The sequence below is a fragment of the Nostoc sp. C057 genome, assembly GCF_013393925.1.
Classification (GTDB): Bacteria; Cyanobacteriota; Cyanobacteriia; order Cyanobacteriales; family Nostocaceae; genus Nostoc; species Nostoc muscorum_A.
This window is the reverse complement of sequence record NZ_CP040281.1, coordinates 387,986-412,825: the sequence shown is the minus strand read 5'-3', so window position 1 is coordinate 412,825 and position 24,840 is coordinate 387,986. Positions and strand designations below refer to the sequence as shown.

Annotated in this window: 20 protein-coding genes; 6 read left to right on the top strand and 14 right to left on the bottom strand. The window is 43.7% G+C overall.

Features of this window, described 5'->3' with window-relative positions:
* Positions 1–101 precede the first annotated feature (101 nt).
* The 4 genes from FD724_RS01710 to FD724_RS01695 all read right to left on the bottom strand — a co-directional run bounded on the left by FD724_RS01710 (position 102) and on the right by FD724_RS01695 (position 4,230).
* Positions 102–1,301, bottom strand: a complete 1,200-nt coding sequence (locus tag FD724_RS01710) for an MFS transporter (protein ID WP_179071363.1) — start codon at positions 1,299–1,301, stop codon at positions 102–104.
* A 332-nt stretch (positions 1,302–1,633) separates the two neighbouring features.
* The gene (gene moeB / locus FD724_RS01705; RefSeq protein WP_179071362.1) at positions 1,634–2,806 is read right to left on the bottom strand and encodes a molybdopterin-synthase adenylyltransferase MoeB; all 1,173 of its coding nucleotides are present in this window, start codon (positions 2,804–2,806) and stop codon (positions 1,634–1,636) included.
* A 142-nt stretch (positions 2,807–2,948) separates the two neighbouring features.
* Positions 2,949–3,407 carry a Mov34/MPN/PAD-1 family protein gene (locus FD724_RS01700; protein ID WP_179071361.1) on the bottom strand — a complete coding sequence of 153 codons (459 nt, stop codon included), beginning with the start codon at positions 3,405–3,407 and terminating at the stop codon, positions 2,949–2,951.
* 445 nt (positions 3,408–3,852) lie between these two features.
* Positions 3,853–4,230 (bottom strand): VOC family protein, encoded by a 378-nt coding sequence (locus tag FD724_RS01695; RefSeq protein ID WP_179071360.1) that lies wholly within the window; start codon positions 4,228–4,230, stop codon positions 3,853–3,855.
* A gap of 220 nt (positions 4,231–4,450) precedes the next feature.
* On the opposite strand from FD724_RS01695, the gene FD724_RS01690 reads away from it, so the two are divergent.
* A complete protein-coding gene (locus FD724_RS01690) occupies positions 4,451–5,206 on the top strand; it encodes a dienelactone hydrolase family protein (RefSeq protein WP_179071359.1) in 756 nt (251 codons plus the stop codon).
* A 371-nt stretch (positions 5,207–5,577) separates the two neighbouring features.
* Complete coding sequence (locus FD724_RS01685; RefSeq protein WP_179071358.1) at positions 5,578–6,624, top strand: sulfonate ABC transporter substrate-binding protein; 1,047 nt, start codon at positions 5,578–5,580, stop codon at positions 6,622–6,624.
* Between the two features lie 46 nt (positions 6,625–6,670).
* Here FD724_RS01685 and FD724_RS01680 read toward each other — a convergent pair whose 3' ends face one another.
* The 4 genes from FD724_RS01680 to FD724_RS01665 form a co-directional block, all read right to left on the bottom strand.
* Positions 6,671–7,180 (bottom strand): GAF domain-containing protein, encoded by a 510-nt coding sequence (locus tag FD724_RS01680; protein WP_218651492.1) that lies wholly within the window; start codon positions 7,178–7,180, stop codon positions 6,671–6,673.
* 44 nt (positions 7,181–7,224) lie between these two features.
* The gene (locus tag FD724_RS01675; RefSeq protein WP_179071357.1) at positions 7,225–9,105 is read right to left on the bottom strand and encodes an ABC transporter ATP-binding protein; all 1,881 of its coding nucleotides are present in this window, start codon (positions 9,103–9,105) and stop codon (positions 7,225–7,227) included.
* A 355-nt stretch (positions 9,106–9,460) separates the two neighbouring features.
* Complete coding sequence (locus FD724_RS01670) at positions 9,461–10,552, bottom strand: aliphatic sulfonate ABC transporter substrate-binding protein (protein ID WP_256874420.1); 1,092 nt, start codon at positions 10,550–10,552, stop codon at positions 9,461–9,463.
* Positions 10,553–10,641: 89 nt separating this feature from the next.
* Positions 10,642–11,640 (bottom strand): aldo/keto reductase, encoded by a 999-nt coding sequence (locus FD724_RS01665; RefSeq protein WP_179071356.1) that lies wholly within the window; start codon positions 11,638–11,640, stop codon positions 10,642–10,644.
* 42 nt (positions 11,641–11,682) lie between these two features.
* Between FD724_RS01665 and FD724_RS01660 the strand changes: the two genes are divergently transcribed.
* On the top strand, positions 11,683–12,471 hold the full coding sequence (locus FD724_RS01660) for a sulfite exporter TauE/SafE family protein (RefSeq protein WP_179071355.1): 789 nt from the start codon (positions 11,683–11,685) through the stop codon (positions 12,469–12,471).
* Positions 12,472–12,510: 39 nt separating this feature from the next.
* Here FD724_RS01660 and FD724_RS01655 read toward each other — a convergent pair whose 3' ends face one another.
* From FD724_RS01655 to ftsH, 5 genes are all read right to left on the bottom strand, one after another.
* Positions 12,511–13,176, bottom strand: coding sequence for a dienelactone hydrolase family protein (locus FD724_RS01655; RefSeq protein ID WP_179071354.1), 666 nt, complete (start codon positions 13,174–13,176; stop codon positions 12,511–12,513).
* Positions 13,177–13,275: 99 nt separating this feature from the next.
* Complete coding sequence (locus FD724_RS01650; RefSeq protein WP_179071353.1) at positions 13,276–14,814, bottom strand: amidohydrolase family protein; 1,539 nt, start codon at positions 14,812–14,814, stop codon at positions 13,276–13,278.
* Positions 14,815–15,018: 204 nt separating this feature from the next.
* Positions 15,019–16,383: an LLM class flavin-dependent oxidoreductase gene (locus FD724_RS01645; RefSeq protein ID WP_179071352.1), complete on the bottom strand. Its 1,365-nt coding sequence runs from the start codon at positions 16,381–16,383 to the stop codon at positions 15,019–15,021.
* Between the two features lie 755 nt (positions 16,384–17,138).
* On the bottom strand, positions 17,139–18,053 hold the full coding sequence (locus FD724_RS01640) for a DUF928 domain-containing protein (protein ID WP_199346234.1): 915 nt from the start codon (positions 18,051–18,053) through the stop codon (positions 17,139–17,141).
* 285 nt (positions 18,054–18,338) lie between these two features.
* Positions 18,339–20,291, bottom strand: a complete 1,953-nt coding sequence (gene ftsH / locus FD724_RS01635) for an ATP-dependent zinc metalloprotease FtsH (RefSeq protein ID WP_179071351.1) — start codon at positions 20,289–20,291, stop codon at positions 18,339–18,341.
* 330 nt (positions 20,292–20,621) lie between these two features.
* Between ftsH and FD724_RS01630 the strand changes: the two genes are divergently transcribed.
* The gene (locus FD724_RS01630) at positions 20,622–21,167 is read left to right on the top strand and encodes an NADPH-dependent FMN reductase (protein ID WP_179071350.1); all 546 of its coding nucleotides are present in this window, start codon (positions 20,622–20,624) and stop codon (positions 21,165–21,167) included.
* A gap of 44 nt (positions 21,168–21,211) precedes the next feature.
* On the opposite strand, the gene FD724_RS01625 is transcribed toward FD724_RS01630, so the two are convergent.
* Complete coding sequence (locus FD724_RS01625; protein ID WP_114080880.1) at positions 21,212–22,330, bottom strand: ferrochelatase; 1,119 nt, start codon at positions 22,328–22,330, stop codon at positions 21,212–21,214.
* 376 nt (positions 22,331–22,706) lie between these two features.
* Here FD724_RS01625 and FD724_RS01620 point away from each other — a divergent pair, with 376 nt between their 5' ends.
* Positions 22,707–23,327 (top strand): hypothetical protein, encoded by a 621-nt coding sequence (locus FD724_RS01620; protein WP_179071349.1) that lies wholly within the window; start codon positions 22,707–22,709, stop codon positions 23,325–23,327.
* Positions 23,328–23,507: 180 nt separating this feature from the next.
* The gene (locus FD724_RS01615) at positions 23,508–24,770 is read left to right on the top strand and encodes an MFS transporter (protein WP_179071348.1); all 1,263 of its coding nucleotides are present in this window, start codon (positions 23,508–23,510) and stop codon (positions 24,768–24,770) included.
* Positions 24,771–24,840 lie beyond the last annotated feature (70 nt).

Here is a 24,840-nt window from a genome sequence, read left to right as displayed (position 1 = left end):
ATTTGTCAGATTTCATCAACAGAGGGACGCAGAGCATAACTTTGCGTCCCTACCCTGCGGGAAGGCGTTCGCGTAGCGTCTCGTAGAGAAGCGCCTATGCGTTAAACCTCTGCGTTCCTCTGCGTTTCAGAAATGCCACTTACCGCAATACAAACACCAGCTAGGAAAAATGCCAATGCACCCCCAGTTGCACCGATAAAAGGTGTTATTGCTTGTAACTTGGGAAAGATGACACCAAACAAACTCATGGCTAGAGCGAATCCACCAAAATACATCCCAATTCCTAATCCCGCCCATCGCTGAGGTACTAGTTCTAAAGCAAAAGGAATTGCCCCATTGACAATTAAACTAAAGCTAGCAACGATTACCGCAATTATCGGAATTTGTGCGCCCACAGATATCATTATCAGTAACGAGAGAATGATTGCACAGATCCCACAAAGCATTGCTTGACGATTACCAATTTTGACGGCGAAGATTCCTGCTGGTATGCTGGCAATTGCGATCGCTAATCCAATCCACACCATAAGCACATCAATATTATCAGTATTCAGTTGGGCCTTTAGTACTTTACCCAAAACATCAAAGAGAAATCGGATACCCCACGCTACACCAAAACCAGTTACTAAAATCAAAGCCAATTTTTGTAACGGCAACTTTACTACTTCTATTTGGTGTCTATCCACAGGTGCTTCTGGAGGATTGACTAATCGCAACACAGCGGCCGCCCCTAGCATGACGAAAGAACCGATCGCAAAAGTATAAACTGGCCCTAAGCTGAGAATAAACTTGTGGCTTATCGGTCTAAAAGCCCCAATCAAACCGCCTGCTAAAGTGACAACACTTACTGCTAAAGGTAACTGGGCTGGTGTAGAATACATCCCCAAGAGGCACATTGCTGGAGAACGAAATATTGTCATTGCTAATGCCCAGGCTACCAATACTATAGGTAAGAGCGATCGCATTACAGTAGTAGGTGGAATCAAACTCACAACGCATGGTATGGCAATAAACAAAGCCGATGCCAGAATCATACCTACTGAGATGAAGGGAAATCGAGTCCCTACCCAGCGCCTAGCTTGGTCTGAAAGTCCGCCCATCAATGGTTCCAGCAACGCACTCAAGGCATTTTCGACTAGCACCAAGGCAACTGCAAGCGAGGCGGGAAAACCAAACTGAGTCAAAAGTTGTGGCAAATATATATTATAAATTAACCAGGTGAGGGTAATTGCTCCCTGCACCACTGCCAATACCCAAACTTGCACCCATAAAATATTGAAATGAGATTTTGAGGTAGTCAAGTCGCTTCGCTCCAATTAAAAATTAAAAATTATTAATTAAAAATTCTAAGACGCTATCTATGAGACGCTGCGCGTAGCTTCTCTATTCGCGCAGCGTCCTGTAAGGAAGGAGTATGTGGACTTGCTAACACTGCGTCATATATTATTGTTGGCTTTGTACCAAAATTAATTAAAAATTATTCTTTTTCTTAATTTTTAACTTTTAATTTTTAATTCTAAAAAGGTCATCAGGAGATGAGCGAATGGGAGACTTAAACCGCAAACTCGCTCCGATCATGGTATAAAACAGAGCAGAGGCGGAGCAGTATTTCTCCTGCCTCCTGCCTCTGTTGTTAATACTCTGGAACTGAAGGATCGACTTCTCGACTCCAAGCGGTAATTCCGCCTTTAACATTTGTGCCGACAATCCCGGCTTCCTTAAGGATGGCGAGGGCTTTTGCCGATCGCCCGCCCATCTTACAATGAGCGATTAAGCGGTGTCCGTTCAATATTTCCTTCACCTTCGCAACGCCATTGCCATTTTCAATGTCTGGTAAGGGTACTAACACCGAACCAGGAATCTTGGCAATTTCGTACTCATTGGGGTTGCGGACATCCAGTAGGACAAAATCCTTTGCACCGCTATCTAGTAATTCCTTCAAATCCTTAACAGTCATTTCTTGACTTTCCAACTGCTGTTTTGCCTCCTCTGCCTTAGCTTGCGGAATCCCGCAGAATTCTTCGTAGTCTACTAGTTTTTCAATTACTGGGCGAATCGGGTTAGGACGTAGTTTCAACTCCCGAAATTTCATATCTAAGGCGTTGTATAGCAGCAATCGTCCACTTAGAGTATTACCTTGCCCCAAAATGATTTTGACAGTTTCGGTTGCTTGGATTAAACCAATAATTCCTGGCAAAATACCGAGTACGCCACCTTCTGCACAAGAGGGAACCATTCCTGGTGGTGGTGGTTCTGGGAAAAGGTCACGATAATTTGGCCCACCTTGGTAGTTAAATACAGTAGCTTGCCCTTCAAAGCGTAAAATTGAGCCGTAGACGTTGGGCTTATTCAGCAATACGCAGGCATCGTTAACTAGATATCTAGTGGGGAAGTTATCAGTCCCATCTACGACGATATCGTAAGGTTCAAGGATTTCTAGGGCGTTTTCGGAAGTCAGGCGAGTTTCGTATAAATCAACCTGACAATAGGGGTTAATCTCGTGAATGCGGTTTTTTGCCGATTCAATCTTGGGTTTACCCACCCAAGATGTCCCGTGGATGACTTGGCGTTGCAGATTGGAAGTATCGACAACATCGAAATCGACAATCCCAATGCGTCCAATACCCGCCGCCGCCAGATATAAAAGTAGTGGTGAACCTAGTCCACCTGTACCTATACACTGTACACTGGCGGCTTTCAGGCGCTTCTGTCCTTCTAGTCCTACTTCCGGTAAAATCAAGTGTCGGGAGTAGCGTTCGTAATCGTCTTTGGTCAACTGGATTTCATCCAGATTGGGATTGAGCATAGCAGTTATGATCTGGGAGAGCGGAATATTAATCCTATCGAAAAACTGTATCTCTTATGGAGATAGGGAGTGGGGAAGATGAATTTTCTATCCGTGGTGGCGGCTAAAACCGCTACGAGTGACTGTCTTTGAACTAAGCCAGTTATTTTATATTCTCAATTGTCTCTGCTTGGAATTGATGACGATCGTCAAGGCTCCAGCTTTGAAGTTCTCCAGCTTTACCGTTTTGGACGGTAACTATTATATACGAGTATCCTTGCCAAGCATATAAGCGATCGCATTCTGAAGGGATAGCAGGATGATCTGGGTGGGAATGAAAAATGCCGACGATGTTCAGTGAGCGATTACGTGCTTCCTTTTGGGTTTTTAGCATAACTTCGGGTGCGATCGCATATTGCCGTCTTTTACTTTCTGCTGTGCGTTCCCCTGAGAACTCAGCACCCGCTTCTGTATTCCAGGCATTTTCTGTTGGTATGACTTCAACTACAATTTTGCCCTCATTAGCCAAATAGCCTAAAATTATACCGCAACACTCCTCCGGATAGGCGCTTTCGGCATGGGCGCGGATAGTTTGCAAGTGTTCTGGGCTAAGTTGGATCATCTCTGCGTTTATAATTTTTTAGTTGCTAGCTAGGGATTCTTGTTTGAATACAATACCTCACTAAGCTAACGCGCATACATATTGCAATATTTTCCGTGTAGACCGTCATTAGTCATTTGTCATTAGTCATTAGTCATTTGTCATTTGTGTTTACCAAGCAAAAAGGACAATTGACAAAGGACAACCTCACCAGTTGATGTGCAATCTTATTTGCATAACAGCTTAGTTACTAGTTTTGTATTGAAGATAGCGATCGCTATCTTCAATACAAGTATTTTTATTCATCTTTCAGGATGTTGGTGCTGCTTTGTGCATATTCTTAGACAATAAAAATATAAAAGACATCTCCAGAAATTAAATATGCGTTATCCAGAATCCTTGTAGAGACGTAGCACTGCTACGTCTCTACATTCATTTTCACTCCTATGTCTAAAGAATATACTTTCTAAGTACTCTTGACGAACTCTGCAATCTCTATGCGATTCCCACCGGGATCGCGGATGAAAAACCGCACGCATCCTGGTAGTGGTCGTTGATCGGGAATAATTTCTACCCCATACTCTTTTAGGTGTTTCTCAAAGGTGTTCAAGTCATCGACTTGGAAACAAAAATGTCTTCTAGATACTTGGTTATTGGCGTTCTTCTCTCTACTAACGTGCAATTCAATGTTTCCCACCTGATACCAGGCTCCTGAATCGTTTTTGACCGCATCAGGTCTGGAAATTTCAGTCAATCCCAAAATTCTGCTGTAGAAAGATAGCATTGCATCCTCTACCTCAAGAGGATAAGTTGCCTGAATATGATGAACTGCTTTGAGCGCCATTTTCATTCTCCTGTTGGGATATCTCAGAATTTAGGGGACAGAAAAAAGTTATTCCCTATTCCCGGTAAGCTATTTCCTTCTTAAATAAGGACTTGCCTTTGGACATTGTTTGTGAAATACTACTCTATAAACTACGGTAAATCGGTAAAGTTTAAGTATTTTGTACAAAACTTACCACAAAACATTTCGTTCTCAAAGTAATTACAGGCTAATCCCTACGATGACAAACACAGAAATTCGCACCACTCAAGTTAAAGTTCCTAACGGGGATTTGCAAATCGATGCTTACTTAGCGGAACCCGCACAAAAGGGAACCTTCCCAGCCGTTATCGTGATTCAGGAAATTTTTGGGGTTAACATTCACATTCGAGAAGTTGCTGAGAAATTTGCCAAAGAAGGGTATGTTGCGATCGCACCGACTTTATTTCAACGCACCGCCCCTGGTTTTGAGGGTGGATACACCCCTGAAGATGTCCAGCAAGGAAGAGGATATAAGGAACAGACAACAGCCGAGGAAATATTGAGTGATATTAAGGCTGCGATCGCCTATTTAAAAACCTTACCAAATGTGCAAGGAGATGCGATCGGCTCCATTGGTTTCTGCTTTGGTGGTCATGTAGTTTATCTAGCTGCCACTTTACCAGATATTAAAGTTACAGCTTCCTTCTATGGTGGCGGTATTCCCAACTCAACTCCCGGTGGTGGTGAACCAACCATCACCCGCACTCCTGATATCAAGGGTCCCATTTACGCCTTCTTTGGCCTTGACGATCAAGGAATCCCCTTAGAACAAACGGAGCAGATTGAGGCTGAATTGAAGAAAAATCAGATTCCTCATGCTATATTTCGCTACTCTGGTGCAGGACATGGCTTTTTCTGCAACCATCGCTCTAGCTACAATGCCGAAGCTGCTGCCGATGCTTGGAAAAACGTTCAAGAACTTTTCCAGAAGAACCTTCAGCTTCAAAAAGTTTAAATCTTTGGGTTAAGAGTAATGTAATGTTTGACGGTTTATGTGGTGTTCGCCTAACAATCTAAATCAAAAAACCTCTAAGAGATTTTACGACATAAAACCGTCCCTCCCAGATGCAAAGAGAAACTTGAACTTTAGTTCAAGTCTAGAAGAGTTTCATTGAACTTACATTAAGAGCAATACGCAGTAGAGGCGAACAGATGTCACAGGTGTTCAGTCTCGTTTTAGAATGCTTAACCAATGAGGAACATTTCTAGCCTCTGGCTGGAAATGAAGTTTTAAAAGGGTTGGCATTTAAGTTGACACCAATATACAGATGCACCTCTACTGAGCATCGGTAACTATTAGCCAAATAAAAACAAAGTATCACGTCCATGATTACCGCCTTCAAACAGCCACGAGTTAATATTTTTCAGCGTTTTTCACTATTCCTATTACCTGGATTATTAACAATCTCAACTACCTTAATTAGTTGTTCAGTTACAACCCCAAATGCAGGGAATGAAACCACTGGCTTTAAAACTAAAACTGTCCGTATGGGATATCAAAGCTCTGGGGATCTGGTCAGACTTAAAGGATTGATAGAAAAGCGTTTACAGCCTTTAGGTGTCTCCGTCGAATGGGCACAATTTGCCGCCGGGCCGCAACTGATGGAAGCAATGAATGTAGGTAGGGTTGATATTGGTTCTGTAGGCGAAACTCCACCGATATTTGCCCAAGCTGCTGGTACATCTTTAGTATATGTTGCTAGTAATAAACCCAGCACAGGTAAAGGAAGTGGAATTATCGTCCAAAATAATTCGTCAATTCGCACTTTAGCTGATCTCAAAGGTAAGAAAGTAGTTTTCCAAAAAGGTTCTGCTTCCCATTACTTATTAATAAAAGCTTTAGAAGAGGCTGGTTTGAAATATAGTGATATTCAAGCCATTAGCCTCCCTCCTTCAGAAGCCCGTGATGCTTTTATTCAAGGCAAAATAGATGCCTGGGTAACTTGGGACCCTTATTTAGCTGTAGCACAAAAAAAGGCAAATGCTCGTGTTTTGAGAGATGCTAGCGGCATCTCTACTCAGGGCGGATATTACATGGCTGCGCGAAAATTTGCCACAGAAAACCCAAAATTAGTACGATTAGTTCTTGAAGAGATAGATAACACAGGTCAATGGGGTGAAAAGAACCGAGCAGAAGTTGTAAAGCTGACTATTCCTCATCTCAAAATTGATGAAGATATTTTAGCAACAATGATTGAAAGGCGAGCTTATGGCTTAAGACCCATTACGCCAAAAATCATGGAAAATCAACAGAAAATTGCAGATTTGTTTGCCACAGAAAAAGTGATTCCTAAACCAATCAATATCAAGGAAGCGATGCTGAGTAGCGAACAATATGCAGCCATCACACCAGAAACCATTAGTCAGAAGTAGTGCCAAGAAAGTCTGGTAAATCAGTTTAGCAAAGTTGCTAATCCTGTTAACTAACGATTTTCCGGCTAATGGCCTCTCCAATCTCCATTAATATCTCTTCCTCTTTCGGAGTGAATTCATAAGCAATCGACTTGGCAATGCCCAAGGTTCCATACAATCGGCCATCTAGCATAAATGGCACTGTGATGGAGCCTTTTACCTTAGTTTCTTTTGCCGAGGGTCTGGCCACCACCCCCTGTTCGTCAATTTGCAGGTTGCAAATCTGTACGGATTGCTTACGTTCGGCGGCGACACCAGCCATTCCTTTGCCGATAGGAATTACCGTCATTTTAGGCAACAGAAATTCTGGAATGCTTTGGTAAGCCTTTAGGTGCAGTAACTGCCTTTCCCGATCTAGGGTATGGATAGTACCTGTAGAGCAGTCGAAAGCGGTCAGGATTTCGACCAGCAAACGATTCCAGTTGATGGCAGATTCCTCGTCAGCCAGGGTATCAAAAATGGGTTTGATATCTGAAGTCATAAGTTTTAGGAGTGTCAAAGACTCTTTCCCGCACAATTCCTGAATTAAATCTGAAATTAAATCTCAAGTAGCAGCAAATGTCAAGCGATCATTCCCTTTTGAACGTTATCTGTGCCACTGCGAACCTCATGTATGCGTTCTTCGTCGAGATTTTCCGGGATAAATCCACCTGCTTGCATTTTCCATAACCTGTGATAAGCACCGCCAAGTGCCAGTAGTTGAGCGTGGGAACCATCTTCAATAATGCGACCTTTATCGAACACCAAAATCCGATCTAGATGGACGATGGTAGATAGTCGATGAGCTACCACGATGACCGTTTTCCCATTCATTGCTAAGTCGAGGGTATCTTGGATCGCTTTTTCGGTGATTGAATCGAGGCTAGAGGTGGCTTCATCTAAAATCAGGATCGGCGCATCTTTGAGGATTACGCGAGCGATCGCAATGCGTTGTCTCTGCCCTCCAGATAACTTGACACCGCGTTCGCCCACCAGAGAATTATAACCATCCTGACTTTGGATAATGAAATCGTGAGCATTAGCCTTTCGCGCCGCCTCGAACACTTCCTCATCGGTTGCATCTAAGCGTCCATAACGAATATTTTCTAGCAAAGTGCGATGGAACAGAGATGGATCTTGGGGAATCAAGCTGATTTGAGCGTGTAGGGCATCCTGAGTCATGTCTCGAATATCGACCCCATCAATAATAATCTGTCCAGATTGGGGGTCGAACAAACGCAGAATTAGATTGACAAAGCTGGATTTTCCAGAACCAGAGAACCCTACCAGTCCGACACGCTGTCCGGCTTGGATGGTGACAGAAAGGTTGTTGAAAACTTTCTTTTCATCCGAGTAATTGAAATTCACCCGGCGAAATTCAATCTTACCTTGGGTAATTGGGTGTGCGATCGCGCGATCGCGATCCACCAACTCGTGGGGTTGAACGATGGTAAACACACCATTGGCAACATTGCCGATATGTTCAAAAAATTCCAGAAAGCGGCGGCTCAAATTCCGGGCTTCAATGATGATCAATAGCGACAGGCTAGTTGCGACGACGAAATCAGCAGTAGCGATCTTTCCTTGACTCCAGAGAAAGAGCGAGTAATACAGAGTGCTGATTTTCAGAATGGCTGCCGAGATGAACTGAAACCAGCGAATTCGCTCCGAGTACCAATTGGACTTTCTCACCTGTTTGAGTTCGCGGCTTAATTGCTCATTCAAATAGCGTCGTTCAAAACCTAAACGAGCAAACAATCGGCTACTGGTGAGATTTGTTACTGTATCTACGATGATGCCAGTTGTCTCACTTCTTGCGGCTGCGGCTTTCCGAGAGTAAATTCGGCAGCGAGTTGCCAGCCAGAACGAAATACTGATGAAAAGAACTGCCCACACGCCCACGAGTGCAGCCAGGGGAGGATAAGCGCGATACAGTAACATTGTGGCGACGATATACACAACAATTACTGCCATAAATTCAGTAATTAACATTTGCATCGTCTGAGTAACACCCAGAGAAGTTTCGCTAATCCGATGTGCCAATGCCCCGGAAAAACTGCTGCTCATGTAGCGATGCGAATGGTGTTGCAAGTAGGCATATAGCGATCGCACAATATGTTGTCGGTGGATTGGATGGAGGATAGTTTGCAAGAGTCCAGCCGAACGCCCGAATATTACTTCACCCACACTCAAGGCGATGAACAGCATCAGGGGTTGCCTCATGGCATCAAAAATGGGCTGGCTGTCGCCCGTTGATTTCGTCACACCTCGGATGATCTCACCAATGGCATAAGGCAACATAACGCCACAGGTTGCGTGTACCATCTCCAGGCTCACCATTAACACATACCACCAGCGAAACTGGTTAACGAAATACAAAATGAACCTGAATGGAGTTGATGGTAGGTTTGGTGCATCAGCAGCACGTTGAAAGGATTTGAATTGTCTGGTCTTTTTCGTCATGAAGGTCGATCCACTAGCATCATTTTGGCTGTTCTGCAAGATAAAAATGGACGACTATATAAGCCGTCCGGTGGTATTAGGGACTTCTGGCAGCACTGTTTAAAAACTTTTGCTGTTTGGTTGTAGCTGACTTATTTACTCGTTTAATTAATAAACTTTTGGACATTAAATTTGCACATTAGTTAGAAGGATTTTTTTTTAGGGATGGATGTTTTGCTCATCCAAGATTATGCAAATCACAAGTTTGATGTGTGTCTTTTAGCAGGAATTAATAGTAGTTAACAGATAAGTTAAGACATAAATAAATGAGAAAAAACACCAAAAGACTTTCAAGCTTGCTCCCTGCAATACATCACTAGATCATAATTTCTGGTGGGGTGATTGCAGTATAGATATCAGGCGGGAGTAACGCATCTTGAATATTTATTTTCTTTGGGATTACACCCTCATCAAAAAATAAATCTGCCACACGTTGTTGTTCCTTTATCAGCGCCGGGCTAAGTCCTCTACGTCCGACAAAAGTACGACGAGACATTGCTATTTCCACCACATCTGGATCGAGCTTTGGTTCAGAGATCATCAACTTGGCAACTTCACCTCGATTTGCCTCTGCCCACTTGTCGAGCTTATTAAGCTCCTCAATGATAATTTTTAGCAAACCAAGGTTTTCTTCGGCAAACTTTCTGTCAGCGATATAGTAAGCACCAGGAGAATCTAGTCCAACAGAATCTTTGAGGACTCGAATTCGACCCATCTTTTGAGCGATCGCATAGTGGGGATATCCTGTCATCCAAACTGGAATTTTACCTTCGAGGAAAGCAGCCCGTGCCTCGATTGTGGGAAGACTTCTGATTTTAATATCTTTGAGAGTCAAGCCGATAGATTGCAACGCTCTGATAATAAAGTAATGCGATGCCGAGCCTTTTTGAAAGTAAACTTCTTGGCCCTTAATATCCTCAAACTTCTGAAGGGGAGATTCCGGTGGAACGGCAATAACACTACTTGTCCCTGTCCTTTGGTTTCTTTGTTTACCTACTACATAAACAAGTTCTGACCCAGCCACTTGTGCAAAAATTGGTGGTGTTTCTCCCACAGATCCCACATCAACCTTTTTTGCAGCCATCCCTTCCATAAGTTGGGGCCCTTGGACAAATTGTGCCCATTCCACCTTAATCCTCAACGGCTCCAAGCGTTTCTCTAAAACTTTCCGATTTCTGAAGAGATCCCCCGCACTTTGATATCCCATGCGGAGAACTTTCGTTTTTATTCCAAGGGAACTTTCACTGGCATTAGTACTGTTTAGCAAAGAAGACTGTTCGCTTTGATCGCTACAACTCCCTAATAGATATGCCATAGAAAAGCCACATAGCCCTGAAGTAGCAAAATGGAGAAAACGACGGCGTTTAATCCTAGCTATTTTATCCATGAGATATTTCTGATTTGTCATTTGTCATTTGTCATTGGTCATTTGTCATTGGTCATTGGTCATTGGTCATTGGTCATTAGTTATTTGTTGCGTACTTGTTTCTCTAATTTCTAACGAAGAGAATCTCCCCTGCGGTATTCGGCAGTTAGATCGTCTAACTTTTGTTTCAAACTGTCGTCGAGTTTTAGTTCTACTGCTTTGAGGTTGTCAGCAAGTTGTTGTGGACGGCTAGCGCCGATGATGGGGGCTGTGATAATGGGATTAGATAAAACCCAAGCTACTGCTAAGGTGGTGAGGGACAATCCGGCGAGATCGGCGACTGTGCGTAATTCTTCGACAGTATTAAATTCGCGATCGTGCCAGTAGCGTTCTTGATAACGTTCTGCGGCAGCACCTAACGTAAAACGCGTACCTGATGTGGGGCCTTGAGTAAAATTGTGTTTGCCAGTAAGCAGACCACCCGCTAACGGATTGTAAGAAATTATACCCAGTCCTTCTTCTTTGGCTAGGGGCAATAGTTCTCGCTCAATTTCGCGGAACAACAGGTTGTAGCGGGGCTGAATTGAGACGAACTTGGTTAAATTGCGCGTTTCAGCACGACCCAAAGCACGGGCTAGTCGGTAGGCTAAGAAGTTGGAAACGCCGATGTAGCGCACTTTGCCAGCGCGAACTACTGCGTCTAGCGCTTCCAGGGTTTCATCAAGGGGAGTAGAAGCATCATCGGAGTGCAATTGGTACAGGTCGATATAGTCGGTTCCCAAACGTCGTAGGGAAGCATCGATCGCATCTAGAATATGTTTGCGCGAAGCACCCTGATCCCAAGGTGCAGGGCCAACCCGGCCGACGCACTTGGTAGCTAAGATAAAATGTTCGCGTTTGCCTTTGAGCCAGCGCCCAACGATTTCTTCGGTACGGCCAGCAGTGGTAAGCCCGCCGCCAAGTGGATAAACATCGGCTGTATCCAAAAAGTTGATTCCGCCATCGGCTGCCGTGTCGAGGATATCTCTAGAAGTTTCTTCGTCAGTCTGCAATCCAAAAGTCATGGTGCCAAGACAAAGGCGGGAAACAGTTAATCCAGTTTTACCGAGATTGATAGTTGCTAAGGTCATAGAATTGTCCCTAATGCGACTGTTGTAGGTGTAGAGATTTAAATGCGGAATATTTGGGCGTTTGCTTGGGGTGCTTTGGTTGGGATTCTTGGTGGGCTAATTGGTTTGGGTGGTGCAGAGTTTCGCTTACCAGTTTTAGTTAGCATTTTTAACTATCGAACTCTACAGTCAATTATTATCAATCTCATAGTTAGCCTCGTCACTGTTACCTTTTCATTCATTTTTCGGAGTGGCGTTATTGGTGTTGAGAATGTTTTTGCAAACCTGACAGTAATCATCAACATTCTGGCAGGCTCTCTAATTGGCTCTTATGTTGGCGTTCACTATGCAACCCAGATCAACGAACAAACATTAAATCGGATTGTTGTCGTTTTTCTATTTTTCCTGAGCTTCGTACTGATCGGTCATAATCTCATTTTCAGTTTTCAGAGTTGGCAACTTCCAGACTTACTGAGAATCGGTATAGGTTTTGTAGCGGGAATTGTGATTGGGATATTTAGCAGTATGCTTGGTGTCGCAGGTGGTGAATTGATTATCCCTACGATCATTCTGGTGTTTGCAATTGATATCAAATTAGCAGGAAGTTTGAGTCTTGCAATCAGCATTCCCACAATCATCATGGGTCTATTCAAATATAGAAGTCAACAACGACTCAAAGAAGTGAAATCAGATCAAAGATTCATTGTTTCAATGGCATCTGGTTCAATACTAGGAGCATTCGTTGGCAGCAACCTTTTGAGGTATGTAGCAAGTTCTTGGTTGTATGTAATCTTGGGTGTGATTCTATTGTTATCGGCTTTGAAGTTAGCAACGCATAAGCGATCTGCATAATGGGAATATTAACCAGCAAAGGCATCAGTTATTACTGAATTAGCTCGATGCCACTACAGAAGCCTGACGACGACTCTGTGAAACTAACCATTGTTGCAATTTCGAGTCTCTGTAAACTTCATCTGCTATAAAATGATCGCCTTCCGGTAGCACTGTCAAATCAACTTTCCCCCCGACTTTGCGTAAGCGCTCAACAAAATGCTCCGTGTCCTCAATTGGCAAATTTTTGTCTTGTCCACCTTGGAATATCTGAACGGGAATGTCTTTGAGTACGGCTAGTTCGCTTTCTGCTAATCTTTTAGGTACACGTCCAGATACAGGTATTAGACCTGCGAAGCGATCGGGATGCAAAGCCGCGATATGCCAGATTCCGGCCGAGCCTAAGCTGAACCCGGCTAATATCACCCGCGCTGGATCAACGGGCTGGGAAGCGATCAGTTCATCAAGCAAAGCCAGCACGTCATCTGCTCGATCTGCCCAAGTTTGTTCAGCCGGAATCTGGGGTGCAGCGAAGACATAAGGTAATGAGTCGGATAAATCTACAAAACGAGGTAGACCCCATTTCAGCAGCACATTCAGATCATTACCGCGATCGCGTCCTCCATGCAGAAACAGTACTAAGGGTGCAGGTTGCTTGGCATTATCAGAAACAGGCGAGAAAAGATAAGGTAAGGAACTATTGTGAGAGCGTTGTTCAACAGACATGGTTGTGACTCCTAATTTATTTGGGCATGGGGTATTGGGCATTGGGCATGGGGCATTGATTATTTCTCCTCATCTACCCCCACGCCCTCATCTCGGCTTTTACGCCACCACCAAACTCTTGTCCACTTGTTTAAATTCGGTGTTACCTACTTTGGATTCGATCGCAGTACCCTTGAAAAATTCGGGGTTAGCTTGGGTGTAAAACTTGTAGGGATTAGCGAATACATAGGACTTAAAGTCGGCTTCGGAAATAACGCCTTCTTGAACTAAATCCCAGCTTTCAGCCAACGGGGAAGTCAGGTCTGGTACATCCCAGTGACCAACATCGGAGGAATAGATGGCGTTGATTTTGACTCCCAGGGGATTGGCTTTGTCGTTGAATGCCGTAGCGATGGTGCGATCATCAGATTCGGAACCAAAGAAGAAACTATTCACCCAGCGATCGCGGATGTCTTCAATTGTTTCAATGCCTGCGGCTGCAAAATCATCCAATTCGCTACCAATTGGCGCACGGCTATGACGGCTAAATGAAGCTCCCAGTACAGTCTTAGTCAATTCATCCTTATCGAGGGAATGCCCTTGAGTAACTTCTGCACCATAGCGTTCAAATATTTCAAATAGCTCATCGGCATTTGTCAATGCTGGATTGTAATTTTCCAGTGCCTTGATATTGCGCTTGGAGAAACGATCTACCAAATGAATGTAGACACGCGCACCCCAATCTGCACCACCTTCGAGCATCGCTACTCGCAACTGTGGAAAACGCTTGGTAACGCCACCGAAGAACAACGCCTTTGCAAATGCTTCCGAACCATCGGCGAAGTGACCGATATGGTTGTTCATGTAGTTACTGATGGAGGAGCGTCCAGTCCAACCCTGACTGCCGTAATGGGTGGTGACAGGTACGCCAAGTTCCACGACCTTTGCCCAGAAGGGATCGTAGTCGTACTCACTATCTAGCCCATAGAAATCGATATAAGAGGCATACTTGGCGATTTCAGGGAATTTATCGGCTGGATATTTATCAGCGATCGCTTTAATCGGCCGTTTCACCCCGCCAGTGATATTAATCACTTTTAAACCGAGTGTTTTTACTGCAAACTCTAGCTCCTCAATACCTTCCTGGGGAGTAGTTAAGGGAATACCAGCAACCGGTGTCAGGCGATCGCTATATTTCCGGTAAATATCAGCATGATAGTGATTTACCGCGCGTTGCAGTGCCTGACGATTCTCTGCACTGGCTCCAGCAGGTGCTAGGACATTATTTGGAAATAGCACCGAATAGTCTGACCCTTGCTCCGCCTGACGCTCATAGAGCAATTCGGGGAGGGTGTAAGTAGCTAGATCCAGCGTATTTTTGGTAACTCTCGCCCACCAAGGCGATCGGATTGTCCGGTTATATTGACGTTCTTCAGGGGTTTGTTGATACCAGTCTTTACCGTTGCTCTTGGAGTTAAGACGAGAAGCTTCTGTCTTACGTAACTCATCTACGAGTTTCACACCGCCGTACTTAGCGATGTAATCCTCAAACGCCGGTGTGAAATCATTGGTATGAACATCGGTATCGATTACCGGATAATCAAGGGTTGCTCTGATTGCGGCGGAGCGTGAGGTCTTTAATCGGCTATATTCAGTCATGTTTTTTCCTTTAAAAAATTACAAGGTTTTCCTAGCAGCGTTGGATGCTGGTTAGTGTGTTAAAACTTACGCAAGAACTCTCTGAAACTCTTATTTCTCCGTGTCCTCTGCGTCCTCTGCGGTTCGATTTCCGATTCTGTAGGGCGGCGATCTACAGAAGGTGCGATCTAAAAGGTATGGCTTAAACATCTGCAAACAATTCATTTACGCCAACACAAGGCTCTTATCCACTTGTTTTGCAGCAAAACGATTGACCGGACGACGCAATCCCAAGTTTTCACGCAAGGTACTACCCTCGTATTCGGTACGGAACAATCCGCGTTTTTGCAAGATGGGAACGACTAAGTTAACGAATTCATCTAATCCTGTGGGAAGGATTGGCGGCATGATATTAAAGCCGTCTGCTGCACCATTGTTGAACCATTCTTCTAACTGATCGGCAATGGTTTCGGGAGTACCAAGGATAGTGCGATGTCCGCGTGCGGTGGCAAGAGAAAGATACAACTGACGCAGTGTGAGAGTGCCACGAGTCGCCAAATCTCTGACTAGTTTGAGACGACTCTTGTTAGTGTTGGTGTCGCTGGGTAGTTCGGGAGCCACATCATCTAGAGAATATTTCGACAGATCGACACCTTTGTAATAGTTCTTTAAAATTCCCCAGGCGACATCAGGATGAATCAAAGATTGCAGAAATTCGTACTTCTCTTGAGCTTCTGCTTCGGTACGGCCAATGATTGGGAAAGCACCGGGCATAATTTTTAGATCGTCTGGCGATCGCCCATATTGTGCTAATCTCCCTTTCACATCAGCATAAAATTCTTGGGCATCAGCTAGAGTTTGATTAGCGGTGAAAATCACTTCAGCAGTACGGGCGGCCAAGTCCCGTCCAGATTCCGAGGCTCCGGCCTGAACAATCACGGGGTAGCCTTGAGGCGGACGACCGACGTTTAAAGGGCCTTTTACAGAAAAATATTTGCCCTTATGGTTGAGTGTATGCAACTTGTCTGGATCGAAATAAACACCAGATTCTTTGTCGCGGATAAAAGCATCATCTTCCCAGCTATCCCACAGTCCTTTTACCACTTCCACAAACTCTTCGGCGCGTTCATAACGCTGGCTATGTTCCGGGTGATGCTCAAGCCCGAAATTACGAGCGGCGTTCTCATTGCCTGTAGTGACTACATTCCACCCCGCGCGGCCGTTACTCAAGTAGTCCAACGAGGCAAACTTTCGGGCCAAGGTGTAGGGTTCTTCATAAGTAGTCGAGGCGGTGGAAATGAAGCCGATATTTTTGGTAACGGAGGACAAAGCCGAGAAAAGAGTGACCGGCTCAAAATGGGCAATTTTACCATTGCGATACTGAGTTTCTGGAGAGCCACCCCAGACTCCTGGGCTATCTGCCAAGAAAACTGCATCAAACAAGCCGCATTCAGCAGTCTGGGTAATTTCCTTGTAATGCTCGAAATTCAATCCAGCATCTGCTTGTGCATCGGGGTGTCGCCAAGAGGATATATGATGACCTGTGGCTTGAACGAATGCACCTAAACGAAACTTGCGTGTTGTATTCATAAGCTTTTTTGTTTTCTCTAGTGTGATTGCTGATTTGCGTATAGCTAATGGCTTTTCGTCTAACGTCAGTGTGCGATCGCTAATTCCTAACTGTTTGTAAAATCCTTAATAACTACGTGGCAAGTGTCTGATGAGTAGACACAACGGCTGACATCCACCCAAAAAATACTCAGATGGCAGATTGATAAAATTCTTTCCATACAAAGTTTTGGGCTAGCATTTACTGCTAACTCCACACTGAATGTAATAATGGAATACTTTCAAAACAACTAAAATGTAGACTTCAGTTGCTCTACATGGAATGAAATAACCAAACTGTAAGTCAGGTTAATACCACAGCAAAACTAGGGTTGCTGCTGCTTGGCGCTCGAATTACCATAAATTTATGTAGCAATCTTACTCCGCAAATAGAGTCTACACGATGCATACAAAAAAATATGTACTGATGAACACAATATCATGTAATACTAATTATTAGATTCTCTAATATTAAGTATTACAAACTAATTGTTCAATATCTCAGATTAACTGTCTTGTTTGCGATCGCCTCTGGCGAGTGGGTACGCGATCGCAGCACACTTAAAAATAAGCGTCGTTTTTGTAACACAAAATCGCGTAATACGCAACGTTAATACTTCTCATATAAGACCAAAATACTTGTAGAGACGGCGATTTATCGCGTCTCAAAACATAATTACTATGAATGGTAAAACCCGGCTTCTCCATCAAAACCGGGTTTTTAAGTAATTTTTAATTTATTTTTGAACAGTACAACAGGGCAATAAAGGCTTGTTTACAACTTCTTTAATCTCTACTGAATTTAACAAATCTTCCCAATATTTCTGAACTTCGGGATCATTAGGACGCTGGCGGCGTAAATTAGCTAAAGTTCTGAGAGAATCTTCCCAAAATCCAGCAGTTGCAAATAGAACTGCACGATCCAAGTCTGTGTTTGGTTGGTTTAATTGAAGAGATAGATTTTCATCTTGCGATCGCACTATTGTACCTTCTACATAAGAGTCTTTATCGCGGTTGTTGGTATCACAAATCATTGAAAAAGTCCAACTATACTCTTTACCGATTTGTAGAGATGGCTGATTAGCAGGTACATTTACACTAACAATACCATTCTGCCCAACAGGTTTGAAAGTTCCTTTATACAATGGGTCGGAGCTATCATCATCCCGCAAAACAAATTCTAGTGCTTGTACTGTTGTAGAGGTTTGAGGAACATAGAAAAATAATGTGGGACGCTCTGCTGTGGTTCGTTGAGCTTCTTTATCTGTCGGTGTCAGGGGAATGATATTTTGTCCAGTTTGAAAGCAACTTCCTCGTGTTCCTGCTGACCTTACCCTACCAGGTCTACCTGGGACGAAGGCAATACGATTTCTACCGCGTTGGATGTAACTTGTAACATTTCTAATTGCAGAAGTAGCGTATCTATCTCCAGGACGTAGCCGTTCTGCTTGCTGAAAATATCCCAAAGCTTTTCGGTAGTTTCTACGTTTGGTTTCGTTATAGCCGAGTTGCATATATTGCGTGTAAGCAGATTTGGCTTGTGCTAGTTGCAAAACTGACTCTGTTGCCAAAACCTGTGTAGTAATCACAGGTTCTAAGGGAAGAAATGCTAAAGCCGCAAGCAAATAGCTTGCCCAAAATCTATGTTTCATAATGTCTATTTCCACTTGTAGTACGTTGATTGGGGCTATATAATACAATACCCTAAGCTTGACAGTGGTAAGACTTTATGTACCAGTTTGTGGAAATGCTGAAGTAGCCTTCTGACTTTTTACACAGAGATTGCTTACTTATTTTAGGACTAGCTCTTTCAAGGTAACTCCTAAAATTTCTGTTTTCCTCTCTGCTCTCTCTGTGCCTTGAGGAGTTTAAAAGTAATTTATCGAACCACAGAGGCGCAGAGAACACAGAGGAAAGAGGAATTATTGCCCAGATGTCTAATGAGGTACAGCTAATTGTGCATCAGCTACTTGGGCATTATCAACAACGATTTGGCGGAATGAATCGCCTTCAATTGTTTCTTCTTCTATTAACAAATCTACTAAACGCTCCAAAACTATGCGGTTTTCTTCCAACAGTTCTTTTGCCTTTATATAAGAGTTGTTGACAATTTCACGCACCTGTGAATCAATCTTGGCGGCAATTTCTTCAGAATAGTCTGATTTGTTCATCCAGTCGCGTCCTAAAAATACCTCTCCACTCTGATTTTCCAAGGACAATGGGCCTAATTCTGACATCCCGAAGCGTGTCACCATCTGCCGCGCCATCCCTGTCACCTGTTGCAAGTCATTGCTTGCACCTGTGGTAACTTCTGGCTTACCAAAAACGATTTCCTCGGCGGCGCGACCACCCAAAGTTGCAGTAATCCGCGATTTGAGTTGGGAACGGGAAACTAAGCCCTGTTCTTCGTTAGGAGTAAACCAAGTTAATCCGAGTGCTTGTCCCCGTGGAATTAATGTAACTTTCTGCACAGGGTCATGGTCTTTGAGCAATGTGCCTACTAAAGCGTGTCCAACTTCATGATAGGCAATCAAGCGTTTGCTCTTGCTGTCTACTAATGCAGTACCTTCCATACCTGCAACCACTCTATCCACAGCAGCATCAATTTCTAAAATGGTGACAGCTTCTTTGCGTCTCCTAGCAGTCAGAATTGCCGCTTCGTTGAGTAGGTTTGCTAAGTCTGCGCCAGTAAATCCAGGAGTGCGACGAGCGATCGCTTCTAATGATACGCTAGGGTCAATTTTCTTATTCCGCGCGTGGACTTTCAAAATTTCCAGTCGACCTTTGAGATCCGGCGCATCCACCATCACTTGTCTGTCAAAGCGTCCTGGTCTAAGCAGCGCTGCATCTAAGACATCTGGGCGGTTAGTGGCAGCAATAATAATAATACCTGTATTACCTTCAAAACCATCCATTTCGGTGAGCAGTTGATTGAGGGTTTGTTCGCGCTCATCGTTACCGCCACCGATACCAGCACCCCGTTGTCTACCTACTGCGTCAATTTCATCGATAAATATTAGACATGGGGCATTTTCTTTCGCTTTCTTGAAGAGGTCGCGGACGCGAGATGCACCCACACCAACGAACATTTCCACGAATTCTGAACCGGAAATACTGAAGAATGGTACACCTGCTTCACCTGCGATCGCTTTTGCTAGTAAAGTTTTACCAGTACCAGGAGGGCCAATTAACAGCACTCCTTTGGGAATCCGTGCGCCTACAGCCGTAAATCTTTCTGGCTGTTTTAGGAAAGTAACAACTTCTTCAAGGTCTTCTTTGGCTTCTTCAACCCCAGCGACATCTTCAAATTTCACTCCGGTTTTGGCTTCCATTTGGAAACGAGCTTTGGATTTGCCGAAATTCATCGCTTGGCTAGAAGCATTTGTAGAGCGTCGGAGGAACAATAGCATTAAAGCTACCAGTGGCAAAATCCACATAAGATTAATCAACAGCCCAACAGCGGCTCGACTGTTAGCAGAGGAAACCTCGCCAAACTCAACATTTTTATCTTTGAGTATGTTAATTAACTCTGTGTTTTGCGCTAAAAGTCTTACCTGTTGCGGTGGCGTATTTTCCTTTTGCCCTTTGAGATAAACTCTGGCTAGCTGTTCGGTTTCGTCAAGCTCTACTTTTTGGACTTCTCCCGCCTTCGCTTTCTTAAGCAAATCACCATAGTTTAGAGAGGTAGTAGAGGTAGTAGAGGTACTCTCTGGTTTTTGTGCCAAGACGGGGGTACTCCCGAAAATTCCTGGTAACATAATCAAGCTAGCTGCGATGCCTGCGGCGGTCACTGAGCGCAGCCGAAGTGCGGGCTTTGCCAATGCACCAACCCAAGCAACGCGCTTTGATGACTGCCTTTTTACCAATGCTTTTTTTCCCAAATTTGTCATAATAATTACCCTTTGTCTGCTGGCACAAGTTGAGCTATGGTTTTATGCCTATTCTTCTACCAAAAATTGTAATAACTGGAAATTACACTTTTCTTATCTAGTCTAACTTCCACACAAAAGCATTCCCATGTTTCTCCGGTTATTACATAAATTTGAGCAACCTAGATAATTATTCTGGCTCCTAACTCCTAACTTTTTCATCCTCAAATTTTCCAGCAGATATTAATTTGACACATTCGGACACAAATCGCTAAGATAAGCATAGTCATAACGATTCCGCTTTTTAAGAAATCTGGTGATAGTAGCTAGTTAATAGTTTGTAGGTTAATTATGGTGAGAATTGTTGGTATTGCTGGTAGTTTAAGGCCAAACTCCTATACGCAGCTTGCTTTACAAGTAGCAGTGCAAAGGGTAGAAGCCCTTGGTGCAGAGGTAGAAATTCTTGATTTAAGACAGTTGCAGTTACCATTTTGCACTGGCGCAAAAGAGTATCTAGAGTACCCAGATGTGAAGCGGTTACAGGATACTGTCAGTCAGTCAGATGGATTAATTTTAGCGACACCTGAGTATCATGGTGGGGTTAGTGGTGTCCTGAAAAATGCTCTAGATTTGATGAGCTTTGAGCAACTGTCCGATAAAGTGACAGGACTAATCAGCGTATTGGGCGGTCAGTCAAATAGTAACGCATTAAATGACCTACGGCTAATTGTCAGATGGGTGCATGGTTGGGTAATTCCAGAACAAATTGCGATCGGACAAGCTTGGGGTGCATTCAGTCCTGAAGGCAAGCTCGTAGATGAGAAGCTTTCTCAAAGATTTGATGAATTTGCTCAGAGTTTAGTTGATAACACTCGCAAGCTACGGGGCGTGAATTAGTTGTAGGGTGGGCAAAGCTAGACCCACCCTGATAAACTCAAAACTTAATGATGATGGTGGTGATGATGGTGATCTCCAGCGAGTTGGGGATTAACTGCCAAAGCTTGCTCTGACAACAACTCTGCAATATGATCATCAGCCCATTGGGCCACCATTGCTAAGAATTCTGGATGGTCATTAACACAAGCCATTTGCACGTAGTTCGTGCCAGGATTCTGTTTCTCTAAAGCATGGATGATATGGTGTACATCCAATAGAGTTTCGTGGTTTTCTGTGGCAAAGCCAATTGGCATAAAAATTACCACTTTTGCACCCAACTGAATCAGGTTGTTTGCAGCTTGTTCGGCGTTTGGCTGTGTCCAATCAATTAAGGGCGTGTCATGATTGAGCCAACCCACCGAGATTAACGGATAGCGATTAATCAACTTATCCCGAACTAAATCATACATTGCTTCACTTTCAGCAATCCCAGAAGTAAAGCCTTTAGCTTTATGGGGACAGCCGTGATTCATTAATACAATCCCGATTTGAGAAGGGAGATAAGCTCCTGCTAACTCAGCAATCTTCTCTTCAACCAGATGAGCCATCAAATCGATGTAAGCTGGTTCGTTGAAGAAAGAAGGAATGTAGCGCTGTGCTTTAACCCAGTGTTCCTCACCATCAGCCAACTCAACGAGAGCATTATTAACTTGCTCGATCGCAATCCCACTGGTAAAGATAGAATCAACAACTAGCAATGGGTAAATTAGCAGCTTCTCGAAGCCTTGGTTTTTGATTTCTGCCAAGACTTGATTGGGTAGGAAAGGGGCGCAGAAGTTAAAAGCCTTGAAAACTTGAACTTTATCTCCCCATTTTTCTTGTAAATTCTTCTCAATCCCAGCTCGCTGCTGTTCAAAAATGGCATTGTGTGGGGAGATAAAATCGTGGTGTGTGTGTCCCCACTCATGGCGGTCAAATAGCGCCAAAAGCTTTGCCAGAGGGGGATAAATCCAGGTCGGTACTGGTGCGAACTTTGCTGTCAGTAGATTTAAAGCCTGTTCGTTATAGTTGGCGAAATCTTCGTAGCTTTCGACTTCGCCGTAGCCCATAAGCAGTACGGCTACACGGTCTTTACCTGATAGATGCTCGTGGGTGTGTTGTACTTTTTCCGGCGTGGCAACCACAATTAGTTCCTCAATATAACCAGAGTGCAGAGAAATATAAAATAAGGGAATAGCTTACACATGTCCCTTCCTTACTTGTAACTTATTATCCCATCCAGGGGGATAGGATAGGTGGGTAAATCAAGATAATACATCAAAAGACATACAAAACTTACGTGGGGCATTGGGCATCCCTTCCCTGCGGGGCGCTCAGGGCAAGTGGCATGAAAAATTATACAGTTCGGTTAAGCCAAGAGACGTGATAAATCGCCGTCAAAACGAAGGATTGATTATTGTAGAGACGGCGATTTATCGCGTCTTTGTGATTTAGAATTTTCATCAAAAAACCCTAACCCAACCGTAGAATTATCTTCCAATGCCGAATCAGAATAGACAAATGAGTATAATTATTTGCCCTGGAATTCATGAACCAGAGTTAACTGAAAGCTTTAGAGTAGGATTGTTAGATTTAGTTTCTAATGGCGCGATACCTGCGGTGAGCTACGCTAACGCACACAACCCCACAAATATACTGATTTATCCAGGTAAAGATATTTCGGTTTTATCAGCATTGCACATTTTGCAGTTTTTGCGCGATCGCCTAAGCAACTCTCTAGAATCACCAATTATATTCATTAGCTTTAGTGCTGGCGTAGTGGGGGCAATAGGGGCAGCGCATTTGTGGCAACTCTTGGGTGGTAGTGTCAAAGCTTTTATTGCTATAGATGGATGGGGAGTACCACTACAGGGTAATTTTCCGATTCATCGGATGAGTCATGATTATTTCACGCATTGGAGTTCCTGTTTGCTAGGTTGTGGGCAAAATAACTTTTATGCACAACCAGCAGTTGATCATTTGTCTATGTGGCGATGTCTAACGGAAATCCCCTCTGAATCTACCTCCCAAGCTGTACAAGGCTGGTGGGTAGATTCATCCATTGAAATTTCTCCACCCAAAGGTTATCTGACAGCAGCTGAGTTTTTGCTTATGCTGTTAAAGCGCTATGAAGCAAATTAGTCCGGACAATAGAATTATGAGTTAGGAGTTAGGAGTGGGGAAGGGAAAAGGTTACAGGTGATAGCGTACAGGGGACAGTCAAGAAAAACTATACCCCATAGCCCATACCCCATAGCCCATACCCAATGCCCAATGTCCCATTCCCCATGTCCCATCTACCCAAAGCAAGAAAGTATCTAAATGTTTCCAACTGAACCAGCTGCTGTTAATAACGGGTTTGGCGCACTGCTAAAAAACCGTGGTTTTATGCTCCTGTGGATTGGGCAACTGGTGTCCCAGTTAGCAGATAAGGTTTTCTTCGTTTTGATGATTGCTCTGCTGGAGAACTATTCACCGCTTCCTGGCTTGGCACAAAACTCGATGTACTCAACTTTGATGCTGTCATTTACAATACCAGCAATTTTGTTCGGCTCTGCTGGTGGTATCTTTGTTGACCGCTTGCCAAAAAAGCTAATTATGGTTGGCTCAGATGTTGTGCGGGGAATATTAACGCTGTGTCTTCCCTTGTTACCAAGACAGTTTCTGATTCTATTAATCCTGACTTTTGCCATCTCTACGGTGACGCAATTTTTTGCACCAGCCGAGCAAGCAGCCATTCCCCTGTTGGTGAAGCGAGAGAATTTGTTAGCAGCCAATGCGCTGTTTACCAGCACGATGATGGGAGCTTTAATTGTTGGCTTTGCTATCGGAGAGCCAATTTTAAGTTTGGCGAAAAGCTGGATGGGAGAAGAATACGGTCAAGAGCTTGTGGTTGGTGGATTATACATATTGTCGGCTGCAATCATGCAACCGATTAAGTTCAAAGAACCCAAACGACTGAGGGAACATCGGGCATCAAATAACCCTTGGGCTGAATTCACTGAAAGCCTGCGCTATCTCAAGAAAAACCCTTTGATCTTGAACGCTATGCTGCAACTGACAACCTTATATTGTGTGTTTGCAGCCTTAACAGTACTAACAATTCAATTAGCTGAAGAGTTTGGTTTAAAAGAAAAACAGTTTGGCTTTTTCTTAGCAGCAGCAGGGGTTGGTATGGTATTTGGTGCGGCGATTTTAGGTCACTGGGGTGATAAATTGCATCACAAACCCTTACCTTTAATTGGATTTTTGATGATGGCACTAGTTTTAGGGGTGTTCACTTTTACGCACAACTTATTACTGGCGCTAGGACTCTGTGCATTTTTGGGTATAGGTGCTGCCCTAATTGGCGTACCCATGCAAACTTTAATTCAACAGCAAACACCATCTACCATGCACGGTAAAGTATTTGGTTTTCAAAATCATGCCGTAAACATCGCTCTGGCGTTACCCCTAGCAATTACTGGGCCATTAACTGATGTGCTGGGCTTGCGAACTGTGCTTGTAGGAATGAGTGTTGTTGTTGTTGTTGTCGGTGTTTGGGCTTGGAAAAATACCCGCAATGTCTTGCAAGACGTAATTTAATTAATGTAGGCTAATAATCTATCTTTATATTGAATATAAAAATTAATCAGGTTTTCATTGAAGTTTTCAA